18 protein-coding genes are annotated in these 14,231 nt (G+C 66.7%); 15 read left to right on the plus strand and 3 right to left on the minus strand.

Going from position 1 to position 14,231, the window contains the following annotated elements; all coding sequences use genetic code 11:
- The first annotated feature begins 8 nt into the window (after positions 1-8).
- Genes ACODTA_RS17305 through ACODTA_RS17370 form a run of 14 tightly spaced genes read left to right on the plus strand, consistent with a single transcriptional unit; the run spans position 9 to position 10,823 of the window.
- The gene (locus ACODTA_RS17305; protein ID WP_489067221.1) at positions 9-758 is read left to right on the plus strand and encodes a FliH/SctL family protein; all 750 of its coding nucleotides are present in this window, start codon (positions 9-11) and stop codon (positions 756-758) included.
- A complete protein-coding gene (locus ACODTA_RS17310) occupies positions 752-2,083 on the plus strand; it encodes a FliI/YscN family ATPase (protein ID WP_489067222.1) in 1,332 nt (443 codons plus the stop codon). Before ACODTA_RS17305 ends, ACODTA_RS17310 begins: the two co-directional genes overlap by 7 nt.
- Entirely contained in the window at positions 2,073-2,504 is a 432-nt protein-coding gene (locus tag ACODTA_RS17315) for a hypothetical protein (RefSeq protein ID WP_489067223.1), read from the plus strand. The genes ACODTA_RS17310 and ACODTA_RS17315 overlap by 11 nt, the downstream gene beginning before the upstream one ends.
- 33 nt (positions 2,505-2,537) lie before the next feature.
- Positions 2,538-3,914: a hypothetical protein gene (locus ACODTA_RS17320; RefSeq protein WP_489067224.1), complete on the plus strand. Its 1,377-nt coding sequence runs from the start codon at positions 2,538-2,540 to the stop codon at positions 3,912-3,914.
- A gap of 25 nt (positions 3,915-3,939) precedes the next feature.
- A complete protein-coding gene (locus ACODTA_RS17325) occupies positions 3,940-4,536 on the plus strand; it encodes a flagellar basal body-associated FliL family protein (protein WP_489067225.1) in 597 nt (198 codons plus the stop codon).
- On the plus strand, positions 4,533-5,438 hold the full coding sequence (locus ACODTA_RS17330; RefSeq protein WP_489067226.1) for a FliM/FliN family flagellar motor switch protein: 906 nt from the start codon (positions 4,533-4,535) through the stop codon (positions 5,436-5,438). Before ACODTA_RS17325 ends, ACODTA_RS17330 begins: the two co-directional genes overlap by 4 nt.
- A 10-nt stretch (positions 5,439-5,448) precedes the next feature.
- Positions 5,449-5,724: a flagellar motor switch protein FliN gene (gene fliN / locus ACODTA_RS17335; RefSeq protein WP_489067227.1), complete on the plus strand. Its 276-nt coding sequence runs from the start codon at positions 5,449-5,451 to the stop codon at positions 5,722-5,724.
- Positions 5,724-6,011 (plus strand): flagellar biosynthetic protein FliO, encoded by a 288-nt coding sequence (locus ACODTA_RS17340; RefSeq protein WP_489067228.1) that lies wholly within the window; start codon positions 5,724-5,726, stop codon positions 6,009-6,011. Before fliN ends, ACODTA_RS17340 begins: the two co-directional genes overlap by 1 nt.
- Entirely contained in the window at positions 6,008-6,799 is a 792-nt protein-coding gene (gene fliP / locus ACODTA_RS17345) for a flagellar type III secretion system pore protein FliP (RefSeq protein ID WP_489067229.1), read from the plus strand. Before ACODTA_RS17340 ends, fliP begins: the two co-directional genes overlap by 4 nt.
- A 4-nt stretch (positions 6,800-6,803) precedes the next feature.
- The gene (fliQ, locus tag ACODTA_RS17350; RefSeq protein ID WP_489067230.1) at positions 6,804-7,076 is read left to right on the plus strand and encodes a flagellar biosynthesis protein FliQ; all 273 of its coding nucleotides are present in this window, start codon (positions 6,804-6,806) and stop codon (positions 7,074-7,076) included.
- Positions 7,073-7,858: a flagellar biosynthetic protein FliR gene (gene fliR / locus ACODTA_RS17355; RefSeq protein ID WP_489067231.1), complete on the plus strand. Its 786-nt coding sequence runs from the start codon at positions 7,073-7,075 to the stop codon at positions 7,856-7,858. Before fliQ ends, fliR begins: the two co-directional genes overlap by 4 nt.
- Positions 7,855-8,985, plus strand: a complete 1,131-nt coding sequence (locus tag ACODTA_RS17360; protein ID WP_489067232.1) for an EscU/YscU/HrcU family type III secretion system export apparatus switch protein — start codon at positions 7,855-7,857, stop codon at positions 8,983-8,985. Before fliR ends, ACODTA_RS17360 begins: the two co-directional genes overlap by 4 nt.
- 46 nt (positions 8,986-9,031) lie before the next feature.
- Positions 9,032-10,441 (plus strand): flagellar filament capping protein FliD, encoded by a 1,410-nt coding sequence (fliD, locus tag ACODTA_RS17365; RefSeq protein WP_489067233.1) that lies wholly within the window; start codon positions 9,032-9,034, stop codon positions 10,439-10,441.
- A 1-nt stretch (position 10,442) separates the two neighbouring features.
- Positions 10,443-10,823, plus strand: coding sequence for a flagellar protein FliS (locus ACODTA_RS17370; protein WP_489067234.1), 381 nt, complete (start codon positions 10,443-10,445; stop codon positions 10,821-10,823).
- A 123-nt stretch (positions 10,824-10,946) separates the two neighbouring features.
- Here ACODTA_RS17370 and ACODTA_RS17375 read toward each other — a convergent pair whose 3' ends face one another.
- The 3 genes from ACODTA_RS17375 to ACODTA_RS17385 all read right to left on the minus strand — a co-directional run bounded on the left by ACODTA_RS17375 (position 10,947) and on the right by ACODTA_RS17385 (position 12,729).
- Positions 10,947-11,222, minus strand: a complete 276-nt coding sequence (locus tag ACODTA_RS17375; RefSeq protein ID WP_222991531.1) for an HU family DNA-binding protein — start codon at positions 11,220-11,222, stop codon at positions 10,947-10,949.
- A gap of 252 nt (positions 11,223-11,474) precedes the next feature.
- Positions 11,475-11,825: a PepSY domain-containing protein gene (locus ACODTA_RS17380; protein ID WP_489067235.1), complete on the minus strand. Its 351-nt coding sequence runs from the start codon at positions 11,823-11,825 to the stop codon at positions 11,475-11,477.
- 88 nt (positions 11,826-11,913) lie between these two features.
- Positions 11,914-12,729, minus strand: a complete 816-nt coding sequence (locus ACODTA_RS17385) for a class I SAM-dependent methyltransferase (RefSeq protein ID WP_489067236.1) — start codon at positions 12,727-12,729, stop codon at positions 11,914-11,916.
- Between the two features lie 109 nt (positions 12,730-12,838).
- Between ACODTA_RS17385 and ACODTA_RS17390 the strand changes: the two genes are divergently transcribed.
- Positions 12,839-14,221, plus strand: a complete 1,383-nt coding sequence (locus ACODTA_RS17390) for an RNB domain-containing ribonuclease (protein WP_489067237.1) — start codon at positions 12,839-12,841, stop codon at positions 14,219-14,221.
- Positions 14,222-14,231: the final 10 nt, after the last annotated feature.

Genomic DNA, 14,231 nt, shown 5'->3' on the forward strand with positions numbered 1-14,231 from the left:
GCGCGTCCATGACTAGGGCATTGTCGATCAGCGAACTCGCCGTGTTGCTGGCGCAGGGCGACGAAGAGAGCGAGCCTGCCTTCGAAAGCACCGGATTCGAGAGCGGATCGGCCGAAGCGCCGATGCCGGAAACCGAACTGTCGGTGCCGTCCATGCCGATCGCCGAGCTTGCGGTGCACGCCGCCCGAGCCGCCGCGGCCGCCGAGCCGGGGTCGGTGATGCCGCGCCATTTCTCGCCCGATCCCGATATCGCCAGGGCGTTGGGCGTCATGCCGCAATCGAGCGAGGACGATCCGATCCGCCAGGCATGGAAGTCGGGATTCGAGGATGGTGTCGCCACTGAAAAACGGCTCGCGCGCGAAATGCAGGGCGAGGATGTCGCGGCGCTGACCGCGCTGGGCGAACAGATCCACCAGATCGATGCCGCGAGCCTGCACATGCTCGAAAGCCGGCTGCGCGACGCCGTCGTCGCATTGTGCCGCCAGGTGATCGACGATTGCGTGATCGCGCCCGACCGGCTCGCCGCGCGCATCCAGGTCGCGGTGCGTATGCTTGCCGCCACGCATAGTGAAAAGCGTGTCGAGGTGAGCCCGACCGATTTCAAGCTGCTTGGCGGCCAGTTGCCGGCCGAATGGACGGTCACCGCCAATCCCGATCTCGCACGCGGCGCGATCCGCGTGATGACGCCCGAAGGCGGCGTGGAGGACGGGCCGGAACATTGGAAGCTCGCGTTGGAAGAGGCGATCCGCACATGTTGAACGGCCTGGCCGTATTGCTCGACCGGTTCGAGGCGGCGGAAATAGACAGTGCGCCGCACAGCTTCGGCCGACTGACCGCCTGTGACGGACAATTGCTTGAGGTCAGCGGCCTGGCTGTCCCGATCGGCACGCAATGTCTGGTCGATTATCGGCCGGGACACAGCGTCGCCGCGGAGGTCATCGGTTTCCGCAATGGCCTCACCATCATGATGCTGCTCGCCGATCCGATCCTGATCCGGCCGGGCGCGCTTGTGCGGCCCGCCGGATTGCCGGGGCTGGTGCCCGTGGGTCATGAATTTCTCGGCCGATCGGTCGATGGCGAGGGACGGGCTATCGATGGCGGGCCGCCGATCCGCGCGGGGGAATTGTGGCCGGTGGGCGGCATTCGGGGAAATCCGCTCGATCGCAGCCCGGTGCGTCAGCCCTTCGATACCGGGGTTCGTGCGCTCAACGCGCTCACCACTTTCGGCATCGGCCAGCGCGTCGGCATCATGGCCGGATCGGGCGTCGGCAAGTCGGTGCTGCTCGGCATGATCGCGGACGGCGCGCGCGCCGATGTCGTGATCGTGGGGCTGATCGGCGAACGCGCGCGCGAGGTCTCCGATTTTGTCCAGCACCGCATGGCGGGCGAGATGCGCCACCGCACCGTGGTGGTGGCGGTGCCTGCCGACCACGCACCCAATCTGCGCGTGCGCGGCGCGCTGCATGCGACCGCGCTTGCCGAATATTTCCGGGCACAGGGGCTTTCGGTGCTGCTGATCATGGACAGCCTGACCCGCGTGGCGCATGCCGCGCGCGAGATCGCGCTGCTGCTGGGCGAGCCCTGCTCGGCGCGCGGCTATCCGCCCTCGGCATTGTCGACGCTGACCAAGCTGGTCGAACGCGCGGGCAATTCGGAGGAGAGTGGCGGCGCGATCACCGGCATCTATACGGTGCTCGCCGATGGCGACAATCAGGACGATCCGGTGGTCGATACTGCACGTTCGATCCTCGACGGGCACATCGTGCTTTCGCGCGACCTGGCGCAGCGCAATCAATATCCCGCGATCGACGTGGCCGCATCGCTGAGCCGCGTGATGAGCGATATCGTGGATAAGCCGCATATGAAGATCGCCCGCGAATTCCGTGCCCTGTCCGCCACCTACGAAACCAATCGGGACTTGATCCTGATGGGCGCCTATCGCGCCGGCAGCGATGCCGGAATCGATCGTTCGATCGCGATGCACGAACATCTCCAGCACTTCATCTGCCAGGCCGAGGAGGATCGCGTGTCGCTGAACGACAGCATCGGCCAGCTCGCCGCGTTGCTTGGCCATGGCCAATGATCCCCAACGGCTGAAACGGTTGCGGCGGATCGAAAAGGTCCGCGCGGTCGCCAAGGAGATGAAGCTGGCCGAAGCGGCGCGCGCCGAAAGCACGCTGCACCAGTTGCGTGGGCTGGCGGAGCGGACGCGCGCGATGGCGGCCGGCTATGCGGCGCGATCGGATTCGACCCATGCCGGCCAGCTTGCCGGCATGTTCACCTTCTCCCAGTCGTTGCACCGCATGTCGGACAAGGTTTCCGCCGATGCCGCGACCGCGCAGCATCTCGCCGACCGTTTGGGCCGCGACGTGCATGCGGCGGAGCGCAGCCGCGCCACCGCACAGGAGCGCGCCGACAAATATCAGGCCGACATGGCGCGTGCGGCCGCCACCAACTATGCCGATGCGGCGGGCCGAAAAGGGTTTGGCACGAAGTTTGAATAGAGAAGGGCGAACCCGCTCCAGGAGCTTTGCCCAATGCCCGACGCCGCCGTCCCCGCCCTTCAGCCGATTGCCCAATTCCTGGCGATTGTTGCGCCGGTGGCGGCCGATACGGCGGTTTCGGCGGATTTCGCGGCTTTGCTTGCGCAACAGGTCATCGACGGAACGGCAACGGTTTTGCCGGAACCCGGCAAGATCTTGCCGGCCGCCCGGCAAGATCTTGCCGCCCTGCAATTGCCGGTCGTGATCGTCCCCGACGATGCCGTTGCCGAGGATGGCATCGAAATGCCCGTCGCCGACGACGCCGAAGGCGATGACGAAGCTTCCACCGATCGGGCGATGCCTGAAATGCTGTTTCCGATCTTCGCGATGTTGTCGCAGCCGGCGCCCGTGCGGGCGGAACCGGTGGCCGAGACATCGGCCGCGCCCGTCGCGCCGCCTTCGCCCATGCAGTTGGCGGTGATGAAGGCGCCGATCCTGCCCGAAGGGACGGTTCCGGTCGCGACCCAGTCCCCCGTCACCTCCACCATGCCGGCCGCGCAAGTCGCGCCCGCCGCCGCGACGGCCACCCCTGTCGCGTCCGGACAGCCCATGCTGTCGTCCGATATCGTCGAGGCGGTTCGCGCCGCGCCCGCCGCCACCGCGCAGCCGGCGCTGCCCGCGCACAGCGTCGCGTTCGTGATGCGCGCCGATCCGGCCGCAGCGCCCGTCACGGCGCCGCCCGTCGTGGCAGCCCCTTCGATGGAAGTTACGCCCGATGCGCAGCCGGTCGATGGCAAGGCCGAACTGCCTGCGCGTGAGGTCCGGCAGGCGCGCTTCGTCGCGCAGCCGGTGGCCGAGGCGCGCAACGCGGCTCTCGCGATCCAGGCCGATCCAGTCACGGAGACCGCGTCGCGCAAGTCGCGCCTGCCCGCCGATGTCGCCGCGCTGTTCGATCCGTCGCCGATCCCCGGCGCACCGACGTCCGAGTTTCGTGGCGTGGCAGCCGTGTCGTCGTCCGCCACCATCGACGCGCTGCCGCGCGACCGGGCCGTCTCGCTGATCGATACCATCGCGACGCTGCGCAGCGAGGCGCGTGGGGACACGCTCGCGCTCTCGATCCAGCATGACGATTTCGGACGGATCTCGGTGCGCTTCGAACAGTCGGACGACAAGGTCGTTGTCCAGTTCGATACGCAGGACGCCGATCTCGCGCGGTTGATCGCGGACGCCACGCCCGAGCTGAAATCGGCCGGCGAACCGCACGGCATGCGCTTCGAACGCCGCGATAGCACTGCCGGCAACAGCGGCGCCGGCACGAACATGGGCGGTTCGCACGATGCGCCCCGCCAGGGCCGCGATCCGGCCGCCACCCACACCGGCCAGCGGCCGCAGTCGAGACCGACGCGCGACCGTGGCGGCATCTTCGCCTGACATTTGACCTTCCGGAGACCTTGAGATGAGCACCGCAAAAACCATGGGCGCCGCCGAAGCCCCGCCGAAAAAAGGCAAGGGCCTGATGATCAAGCTGCTCGCCGGCGCGACCCTGATCGGCGCGGGCGGTGGCGTTGCCTATGGCCTGATGCTCCAGGGCGTCATCGGCAGCGCCGCCGAGGTGAAGGAAGACAAGAATCCGAAATTCGTCCGCAAGGGCGAGGCCGATCCCTATGCCCCGGCGGGCGAGGGGCATGGCGAGGGCGCCGGGGCGAAAGAAATCGACGGCGAGGGCGGCGAGCCCTATCGCACCAGCTATTACAGCTTCAACGACGAGTTCACCTCGAACCTTCGCGAAAGCGGGCATTTCGTCCAGCTCAGCCTGGCCGCGTCGACCAATTATGACGGCCGCGTGCTGCTATGGCTCAAGAAGCACGAACTGGCGATCCGTTCGGCCATCCTGATCGTGCTCGCCGACACCAGCGAGGAAGAGGCCTATAGCGTTGTCGGCAAGGAGAAGCTGCAGAAGCGGCTGACCGACGCGATCAACAAGGTGCTCGTCACGAACGAAGGCTTTGGCGGCGTCAAGGCCGTCTACTTCAAGTCGTTCATCGTCCAGTGAACGCGCATGTCGGCATGAAGGGCGGCGGGCGCGGCTCGCCGGCGCAGCACGCGGAGACGCTGCTGGCGGGGGGCCAGTCGGCGACGACCGATCTCGACCCGCTGAACCAGCTTGCCGGCCGTTTGCGCAAGGGCATGAAGATGGGCCTGGAGCCCATCCTCAACACCCTGCCCGAAGTGACGCTCCAGCCCGCGGCGATGATGCGGTACGACGCCTATATGGCCCACGTGCCGTCGCTGGCCAGCAACAGCCTGTTCCGCGTCAAGCGTTCCGATGCGCGCTTCCTGCTGTCGGTCGACGGCGGGGCGATCATGCGGCTGGTCGATCGCTATTTCGGCGGCAGCGGTGCGGCCGATCCAGTGCTGCCGCAGGAATTCCCGATGTCGGCCGAACTCATGATCGATCGGCTGGAAACCATGATCGTCGCGCGCCTCGCCGATGCGATGGGAAGCACGCCCGAGATCGAGCGCGAGAAGCACGAGGCGACGATCGCCCATCTCGCCTATCTCGAGCCGAGCGACCAGATCGTGCTGTCGCGCATGACGGTGAGCGAAGCCGCGCGCGAGCCCTGGCACATCGATTTCGTCTTCGCCGGCACGGCGCTCCGCATGCTGGCGCCCAAGCTTGCCAACCGCGTCACCAGCCGCCGGCCCGGCCGCGCCGATTGGGACGATCTCGTCCAGTCGCCTCTTGGTGAGGTGCCGCTGACGGTCCGCGCGGTGATGGCCGAAAGCTCGATCTCGATGGCGACGATCGCCGCGCTCGAACCCGGCCAGATCCTGCCGATCTCGCTGGCCCGCCACGTCGCTCTGCGCGTCGGCGAACAGGCGATCGGCTTCGGCACCATGGGCAAGCATGAGGACCGCATGGCGGTCCGCCTCAAGCAGATCCTCAAGGACTAAGGACCAGACGATGACCATCACCGCGAAGAAATTCGATATATTGAAGGATGTCGATGTCCGGCTCACCGTCGAGCTCGGTCGCACGAACCTGAAGCTCAAGGACCTGCTCGCCCTTGGCGAGGACAGCGTCGTCACGCTCGACAAGCTGTCGGACGACCTGCTCGACGTGCTCGTCAACGGCACGCTGATCGCGCGTGGCGAGGTGGTGACGCAGGGCGACCGTTTCGGCCTGCGCATCGTCGAGCTCGCCAATCGCGCCGGCGGCAGCGACGAGGACGTCGCCTGATGCTCTGGTACATCGTCAAACTGCTGATTATCCTGCCGATGATCGCGGGCCTCGCCTATGGCAGCCTGCGTCTCGCCAAGCATATGCAAGGGCGCCTGGCGCCCAATCAGGGCGATCGCATCGCGAAGATCATCGAGTCCTCGATGCTGTCGCCTGGCGTCAAGATCGCCGTCATCGAATTCCACGGCCGCGAGATCCTGGTGTCGGCCACGCGCAACGGCTTGACCACGCTCGCCGAAGCACCGGCGCGGCCACGCGCCGTTGTCGGTCACGGAGACGTCAAGTGAAGCGTTTCCTGTTCGCGCTCTGCCTTGCGCTGATCGCCTTCTCCCCCGAACTCGCGCACGCGGCGGCCGCCGCGCCGCTGCCGATGGCGGCATCGCCCGCGGCGCTGCCCGGCGCGCTCGATCGCGCATTCGGCGAGATCAGCGGCAATCAGGGCGGCAGCATGTCGCTGTCGCTCCAGTTCCTGCTCATCATGGGTCTGCTGACGATCCTGCCGAGCCTGTTGCTGATGATGACCAGCTTCACGCGCATCCTGATCGTGCTCGCGATCTTGCGCCAGGCGCTCGGCCTCCAGCAGTCGCCGCCCAATCAGGTGCTGATCGGCCTGTCGCTGTTCCTGTCGCTGTTCGTGATGGCGCCGGTGCTGGAACAGGTGAACACCAATGCCATCCAGCCCTATTCGGCGGGCACGATCAATGCGGAGCAGGCGATCGCAAAGGGTGGCGAGAGTTTCCATGCCTTCATGGTCACGCAGACGCGCAAGACCGATTTGCAGATGTTCTCTGACATGGCCGGGCAAAAGGGCTATGCCCGCTCCGCCGACATCCCCTTCTCGATCCTGATGCCCGCCTTCGTCACCAGCGAGCTCAAGACGGCCTTCCAGATCGGCTTCCTCGTCTTCCTGCCCTTCCTCGTCATCGATCTCGTCATCGCCAGCGTGCTGATGTCGCTGGGCATGATGATGATGTCCCCCACCGTCGTATCGCTGCCTTTCAAGCTGCTGCTGTTCGTCCTCGTCGACGGCTGGGCGCTGCTGATGGGCTCGCTCGCCGCCAGCTTCGGAACCTGATCCGATGGATAACGCAACCTCGCTTCTCGAACTCGCCAACCGGACGATGTGGGTGGTCGCGCTCGTCGCCGCCCCCGTTCTCCTCGCCTCGCTGGCGGTCGGCTTGGTCGTCGGCATGATCCAGGCCGCGACCTCGGTCAACGAACAGACGCTCACCTTCGTGCCCAAGCTCGCCGTCACCGCGCTGGTGCTCGTCATATTCGGCGGCTCGATGATGGGCCTGATGACCGATTTCACGCACGACCTGTTCTCGATGATCCCGGAGATCACCCGGTGATAGCGGTCGATTTCGGCTTCGGGACGCTCGAAGCCGAACTCTGGCGGATGATGTTCATCATGACGCGCATCGGCGCGGCATTGCTCGCCGCCCCCATCTTCAGCTCGGCCGGCGTGCCGGTCCAGCTCCGCGTCGCGATCACCGGCGCCGTCGCGATCCTCGTCACGGCCTGGACCGACGTCGCGGCGCCCGTCGCGCTGCTCTCCGCCGCCGGGCTCGTAGCCGTGGCGAGCGAAGTGCTGATCGGCCTGGCGATGGGCTTCGTCATCCAGTTGACCTTCGCCGCGCCCACGATCGCGGCCGAAGTGATCAGCGGCACGATGGGCATGAGCATTGCCACCGCCGCCGATCCCAATTCGGGCGCGGGATCGACCGCGCTCGGCCAATATTTCTCGATCCTGTTGACGCTCGCCTTCCTCGCGGTCGACGCGCACCTCCAGTTCGTCTCGCTGATCGTGCGCAGCTATACGGTGTTTCCGCCTGGCGGGAGCTGGCTGTCGGCCGCGCAGTTCGAACAGGTGGTCAGTTTCGGCGGCGACATGCTGGCGACGGCGGTGCTGCTGGCGCTGCCCGTCACGCTGATCCTGATCCTCGTCAACGTCGTCACCGGCATCGTCAGCCGTTCGGCACCGTCGCTCAACCTGTTCGCTCTTGGCCTGCCGGCGGGCGTCTTCGCGGGCATCATCGCGCTGGTCATTTCCGCGCCGCTGCTCAATGAACAACTGCTCGGCCTGGCGGGCGACGCCGTCGCCGATGTCGAGACCATGCTGGTGGCGCGATGAGCGAGCAATCCGGCGAGAAGACTTTCGCGCCAAGCCAGAAGCGGCTGCGCGACGCCGCCAAGAACGGCGACGTCATCCGCTCGCGCGAACTGGCGACCGCGGTGGTCGTGCTCGCGGGCGTCGCCTGGCTCTGGTTCGCCGATGACTGGATGATGGCCAGCTTCAGCGAGGTTTTTCATCTCGGCCTGCGCTGGGACCGTGCCGCGCTCGACAATTTCGAACCCGGCGCCGTGCTGCGCGCGGTGCTGGGGGCGACGCTGCCGATGATCCTGGCGCTGGGCGCGATCACGATCGTCGTTTCGCTCGCGTCACAGCTCGCCTTCGGCCATGGCCGCTTCAACGCCGGCAACATGGCGCCCAAGTTCAGCCGCCTCAATCCGCTGTCCGGCCTCAAGCGCATGTTCGGGCCCAATGGCCTGATCGAGCTGGGCAAGGCGCTGGTGAAGGTCGCGCTGCTCGGCGCTATCGCCTGGTGGTTCGCGCAAGGGGTGATCGAATCGGTACTGGGCCTGGGGCGCGGCAATCTGATCGGGCAACTCGACTATGCCTGGGATCTGCTGATCCGACTGATGCTGACGCTGTCGGCCGGTCTGATCGTCATCGCGCTGTTCGACGTGCCGATCCAGATCGTCCGCCAGCTGGGCCGCCTGAAGATGACGCATCAGGAAATGCGTGACGAGCACAAGGAAAGCGAAGGATCGCCCGAGAAGAAGGCCGCGATCCGCCAGCGCCAGCGCGAGATCGCCAAGGGCGGCATGCACCGCGCGATGCGTGACGCGCAATTCGTCATCACCAACCCGACCCATTTCTCGGTCGCGCTCACCTATGATCCGACGCGTGCCTCGGCGCCGATCGTGCTCGCCAAGGGGCGTGGAGAAAAGGCGCTGGCGATGCGCGAGCTCGCCAAGGAGCTGAACGTGCCCGTGCTCGAATATCCGATGCTCGCGCGCTCGGTCTATTTCACCACGCGCGAGAACATGGTGATCCGCGAGGAGCTGTTCATCGCGGTCGCGTCGGTGCTCGCCTTCGTCATGTCGCTGAAGCGCGGCGAACACCCCGTCCGTCCGGTGATCGACGTGCCGATGCACATGCGCTTCGACGAATTCGGCCAGGCGGCGGAACAATGAAACGGCCGGGGATTAAGTCCGCGGCGCGGCGGACGTTCTAGCGATCATGGACTCGATCATCTCCACCCTGGGCGCCGGCAGCGGCATCGATATGGCGGCGCTGACCACGAAGCTGGTCGATGCGCAGTTCGCGACTAAGATCGCGCGGCTGGAGAAGAAGGACGAGCAGCTCGACGCGCAAATTTCCGCAGCGTCCTCGATCAAGAACAAGATCCAGCTTCTGGCGATGGCGCTCGGTGAACGCGTCCGCACGGGCGATCTGACGCCGCTGCCGACCATTGCCAACAGCGCGGTCGCGACGGTCAGCCGCCTGTCGGCGGCGGCGCCGACCAAGGGATCCTATTCGCTTGAAGTGCAGCAGCTCGCGGGCAGCCAGTCGCTGGCGAGCGCTGCCTATGCCAGTGCCGCCACCACCGTCGGATCGGGCACGCTGACCTTGCGGTTCGGCACCGTCGACGGATCGAGCTTCACCGCCAATGCAGCACGTGAGCCGGTGACGGTCACGATCGCGCCGGGCGCGACTTTGCAAGGCGTCGCCGATGCCATCAACATGTCGGGCAGCGGCGTCACCGCCTATGTCGCGACGACCACCACTGGCGCCAAGCTGATGATGAAGGGCGCCGACGGCGCCGAGAACGGCTTCACCGTCGAAGCGGGCGAGACCGCGGGCGACGAGGGACTGGCGGCGCTGGCCTGGACTCCGGGCGGGACATCGTCTGCGCAATTGTTTTCGACTGCGACCGACGCGCTCTTCAAGCTCGACGGCCTCGAGATGTCGAGCAAGACGAACACCGTGACCGATGCGATCGACGGCCTCTCGATTTCGTTGAGCGGCACCAATATCGGCAACCCCACGCGGATCGGCTTTTCGAACCCGGCGCCCAACATCACCAGCGCGATGAGCGATTTCGTCGCGGCGCTCAACGAGATCCAGGCCGAGATCTCCGAGGTGATGAACGTGCAGAGCGGCGATATCCGCCGCGATGGCGGCGCGCAGGCGCTGCGCCGTGAACTTTCCAACCTGACGTCGAAGATCATCATGCCGAACGCCGCCGAGGGAGAACCGGCGACGCTCGCGCAACTGGGCGTGAAGACCAATCGCGACGGCAGCTATTCGCTCGACACCACTGTGCTCGGCGCGGCGCTCACCGCCAATCCCGAGGCGGTTTCCAGGATGTTCACGCCCGGCCTGTACGGCGTCTATGCGGAGATGGACCGGATTTCGCGCAGCGCTTCGGCGGTCGGCAATCCCGGTTCGCTCGCGGCGTCGATCCAGCGCTACACCAGCATGAAGAAGGATATCGTCGAGGACCGTACGACGCTCGACGAGGCGTCGCAGCGCCTGCGTGACCGGCTGACGCAGCAGTTCAGCGTCGCGGATTCGCGCGTCGCGAACTTCAAGTCGACGATGACCTTCCTGGAAAACCAGATCGCGGCGTGGAACGCGAAGGACTGATATGCTGGCCACACGCACCAATCCGGCGGAAACCTATCGGCGCATCGAGTTCGACGCGCGCGTCAGCGGCGCCGATCAACGGCAGCTCGTCACCTTGCTGGTGGAGGAGCTGCTCGCGGCGCTGCAATCGGCGCTGTTCGCCCATGACCATGGCCATAACCAGCGCAAGAGCGCGGCGATGACGCGCGCAATCGCGGTGCTGACGACGATGGAACTGGGGGTGGCGCCTGGCGCGGAGGACGGCATCGGCGCGACGCTGCTGCATTTCTATCGCGCGGGAAAACGCACGATCCTCGATTCGGTGGTCGGCTTCGATCGTGAGGCGATCGTGCGGCTGCATGGCGATTTCGACGATATCCGCCGGTCTTTCGTTCAGCGCTGAGCCAGCGGATACGACCTTCTCACATTCAGGCCACCGCATGGGGAGCGCGGATCGTCTTGAGTAAAGGTCCGCCCCGGTCCCGGCGTCGCGCTCAGGCGCGGCCGGGGCCGGGGCGGGAAAGGATCAGCCGTTCAGCTTGTCCTTGACCGCCTTGGCAGCGGTGAAGCCGAGCTTCTTCGAAGCGGCGATCTGGATGGTCGCGCCGGTCGAGGGGTTGCGGCCTTCGCGCGCGGCGCTGGCCTTGACCTTGAACTTGCCGAAGCCGTTCAGCGAGATCTCGTCGCCCTGGGCGGCGGCATCGGTGATCGCGGCGAAGACCGAGTCCACAACCTTGCGCGCATCGGCCTTGGTCAGGCCATGATCGGCGGCAATGCGCTCGGCGAGATCGTTATTGTTCATATCGGATTCCTTCCTGTCTCGTTGACGCCCGTCGCCGGGCGCGTGTCCATCGGTCGATCGAACCATCGACAGATGGAGGCGCCGCGTACGCGGTTTGGCGCGTTTCGAAAAGAGGGAGTCGTCGCAAGAAGACGCCGGAATCGTTGAAATTGCTCCAGATCGGGGGCTTTCGGGGGCAGGTGGAGGCAATTGACGACCGGCTTGGCGTGTTCGCCGTGAGAAATCGGTGAACACGCGGACGAACGGCGAAGGTCAATCGTCGTCCGCCCGATTGGTGATCAGCTTGCCGTTCCGCGCATCGATCACGAGCTCGCGCAGGCGTCCGTCGGCGGTCAGGACGTTGACGTCATAGGTCAGGCCGGACCGTTTGGAGTCGAGGTCAATCTCGATCACATGGCCAGCCTGATAGCCTGTCGCCAGGGTGAGGATCCGGGCCATGGGAAGCACGTCGCCGTTGAGGACGGCTCGATGCTCGGCGGCATCGTCATCATCCTGCCGGTGCGTCGATTCGGCTCGGTTGGGTCCGCCGATCGCTGCGGCGGGAATCAGGGCGACCGTCGCGGTGCAGGCGAGGGCAAGCGCGGTCAGGGTGGAAGTGCGCATGGGAATACTCCTTCATCATGTGATGAGGCGTATCTAGCCCGGCTTTGCTGACGGGCGCCGGACGGCCGGCGTCAGCGCGGCATCAGGTTCAGGGCGCGGTGGCGAGATAAAGGGGCGTCAGCGTCACATTGGGGACGACGCCCCCGAACCGGGTGTCGGCGAGCGCGCAGATCGCGTCAAGCAGCGTGTCGCGCCGGCTGGCACTCAGGCTGCGCACATAGGAATAGCTGGCATAAAGCGCGCGGACCTGCGCGGTCCGGAGCGTCCGTTCGCGGCGGAACAGGAAGGGCGTGAATCCGGTGAAGCCGGCCGCGCCGATGTCCGCGCGGTGCAACTCGACATCGAGCGAATAATGGCCGGCGGTGCCTTCGGAGGGTGGCAGATCGATATCCGCCAGCAGCGGCGTGACCGCGTCGGCGAAGGGATCACCGGCACCGGCCTGGCGATAGGCGTTCCACCACAGCGCCAATGTCGCGCCCGGCAACAGCAATTCGCGCAGCCGGGCGAAGGCCGGCACCGGCTCCAGCCAGTGAAAGGCGGCGGCCGAGCAGGCGAGATCGAAGCGGCCGGCGATCGGCGCATCGACAAAGCCGTGCTCGACGACGTGCAGGCGCGGATCGTCGATGGTTTCGGCAAGATGCGCGGCCAGCGCGGGATCGGCCTCGATCGCGACGAGCCGCTGGGGATCGAGGGTCAGAAGGTCGCGCGTCGCGAGCCCGGTGCCTGGCCCGATCTCCAGGATAGACAGGTCGGCGCGCCGCCCGCACCGTTCGGAGACCGTGTCGTACAGTTCGGCCGGATAGCCGATTCGCGCCACGTCATAGCCGTCGACATCGGCGCCGAAGACCGATCGGCCGACCGTCCGTGCCAGCCGACCGGACCTTGATGTCTGCAAATCCGTCATTGCGCGTCGGTCCTCCGTCTCGATCGATCCCGCGCTTGGCATGCGAAGCTGACACCATGCTTTCGCGCGACTTCCCAAGCGCCCGTCGATCCATGTACCAGGGATGGAGATGAAAGCGCTCGTCGATCCAAGCAATGCCCTGACGCGTGGCCTCGCCGCGATTCGCGAGCAGTTCCAGGTGCCCGCGTCCTTTCCCCCGGAAGTGCTGGCGGCGGCCGAACTTGCCGCTGCCCGGCCGCTCGACGGCCATGTCGATCGAACCGATCGGCCGTTCGTGACGCTCGACCCCGCGGCATCGACCGATCTGGACCAGGCCTTCGCGATCGAGCGCGATGGCGGCGACCTGCTGCTGCACTATGCCATCGCCGACATCGCCTGGTTCGTCGCGGACGGAGACGTGATCGATCGCGAGGCGTGGCGGCGTGGCGCGACGCAATATCTGCCCGATGGCAAGGCCGGGCTCTATCCGCCGGTGCTGAGCGAGCGGGTCGCCAGCCTGCTGCCGGACGGGCCGAGGCCGGCGGTGATCTTCACGATCCGCGTGGATGGGGGCGGCAATGTTCGCCTCGACGGCGCGGAGCGCGCGATCGTCCGCAGCCGGGCGAAGCTGGCCTATGACAGCGTCCGCGACGCCGATCTGCCCGACGGTTTCACGGATCTGGCGATGCGGATCCAGGCGGCGGAAAAGCGGCGCGGCGCGGCGCGTGTCGATCCGCCCGAACAGGAGGTCGCTTCATTGCCCGGCGGCGGCTTCCAGCTTGTCTTCCGGCCGCGACTGGACTCGGAGGATCGCAACGCCGCATTGTCGCTGGCCGCCAATCTGGCGATCGCCGATGCGCTTCAGGCCCATCATACCGGGTTGTTCCGCGTCATGGCCGAGCCGGACACGCAGGCAGTGGCGCGCCTGCGCCTGACCGCCGCCGCGCTGGGCCTCGATTGGCCCGCCGCGACGCCGCTCGCGGCGTTTGAACGCACGCTCGACGCCGGCGACGCGCGCCAGGCCGCTTTCATGCTCGCGGTTCGCCGCGTCGGCAACGGTGCATCCTACATGCCCTATCGCGATGGCGTCGTGCCCTGGCATGCGGCGATGGCCGCGACCTACGCGCATGCGACGGCGCCGCTGCGCCGTCTGGCCGACCGTTATGTCGTGCTGGCGACGCTCGCGATCGCCAACGGCGCGGCGGTGCCCGAAAACGTTGGCCGCGCCTTCGAAGCGTTGCCGGAGGTGATGGCGCGCGCCGATGCGCTGGGCGGCTGGATCGGCCGCGCCGCGATCGATCTGGCCGAAGCGGTGATGCTCCGCGATCGCGAAGGACAGGTCTTCGCGGCGGTCGCGACCGACATCCAGGACAAGGGAGCACGGATCCAGCTCTGCGATCTGCCGGTGGTCGCGCGCGTGAGCGGCTCGGATATCGTGCCAGGTGCCGCGTTGCAGGTCCGCCTGGTCACAGCGGATCCGGAGCGGCGCAGCGTCGTGTTCGAGCGGATATAGCCGCGACGCG

The organism is Sphingomonas sp. FG14 (genome assembly GCF_057809675.1).

Coding starts and splice junctions, on each gene's coding strand:
- ACODTA_RS17305 (WP_489067221.1), top strand. CDS start 9: ATGACTAGGGCATTGTCGATCAGCGAACTCGCCGTGTTGCTGGCGCAG.
- ACODTA_RS17310 (WP_489067222.1), top strand. CDS start 752: ATGTTGAACGGCCTGGCCGTATTGCTCGACCGGTTCGAGGCGGCGGAA.
- ACODTA_RS17315 (WP_489067223.1), top strand. CDS start 2,073: ATGGCCAATGATCCCCAACGGCTGAAACGGTTGCGGCGGATCGAAAAG.
- ACODTA_RS17320 (WP_489067224.1), top strand. CDS start 2,538: ATGCCCGACGCCGCCGTCCCCGCCCTTCAGCCGATTGCCCAATTCCTG.
- ACODTA_RS17325 (WP_489067225.1), top strand. CDS start 3,940: ATGAGCACCGCAAAAACCATGGGCGCCGCCGAAGCCCCGCCGAAAAAA.
- fliN (WP_489067227.1), top strand. CDS start 5,449: ATGACCATCACCGCGAAGAAATTCGATATATTGAAGGATGTCGATGTC.
- ACODTA_RS17340 (WP_489067228.1), top strand. CDS start 5,724: ATGCTCTGGTACATCGTCAAACTGCTGATTATCCTGCCGATGATCGCG.
- fliQ (WP_489067230.1), top strand. CDS start 6,804: ATGGATAACGCAACCTCGCTTCTCGAACTCGCCAACCGGACGATGTGG.
- ACODTA_RS17360 (WP_489067232.1), top strand. CDS start 7,855: ATGAGCGAGCAATCCGGCGAGAAGACTTTCGCGCCAAGCCAGAAGCGG.
- fliD (WP_489067233.1), top strand. CDS start 9,032: ATGGACTCGATCATCTCCACCCTGGGCGCCGGCAGCGGCATCGATATG.
- ACODTA_RS17370 (WP_489067234.1), top strand. CDS start 10,443: ATGCTGGCCACACGCACCAATCCGGCGGAAACCTATCGGCGCATCGAG.
- ACODTA_RS17375 (WP_222991531.1), bottom strand. CDS start 11,222: ATGAACAATAACGATCTCGCCGAGCGCATTGCCGCCGATCATGGCCTG.
- ACODTA_RS17380 (WP_489067235.1), bottom strand. CDS start 11,825: ATGCGCACTTCCACCCTGACCGCGCTTGCCCTCGCCTGCACCGCGACG.
- ACODTA_RS17385 (WP_489067236.1), bottom strand. CDS start 12,729: ATGACGGATTTGCAGACATCAAGGTCCGGTCGGCTGGCACGGACGGTC.
- ACODTA_RS17390 (WP_489067237.1), top strand. CDS start 12,839: ATGAAAGCGCTCGTCGATCCAAGCAATGCCCTGACGCGTGGCCTCGCC.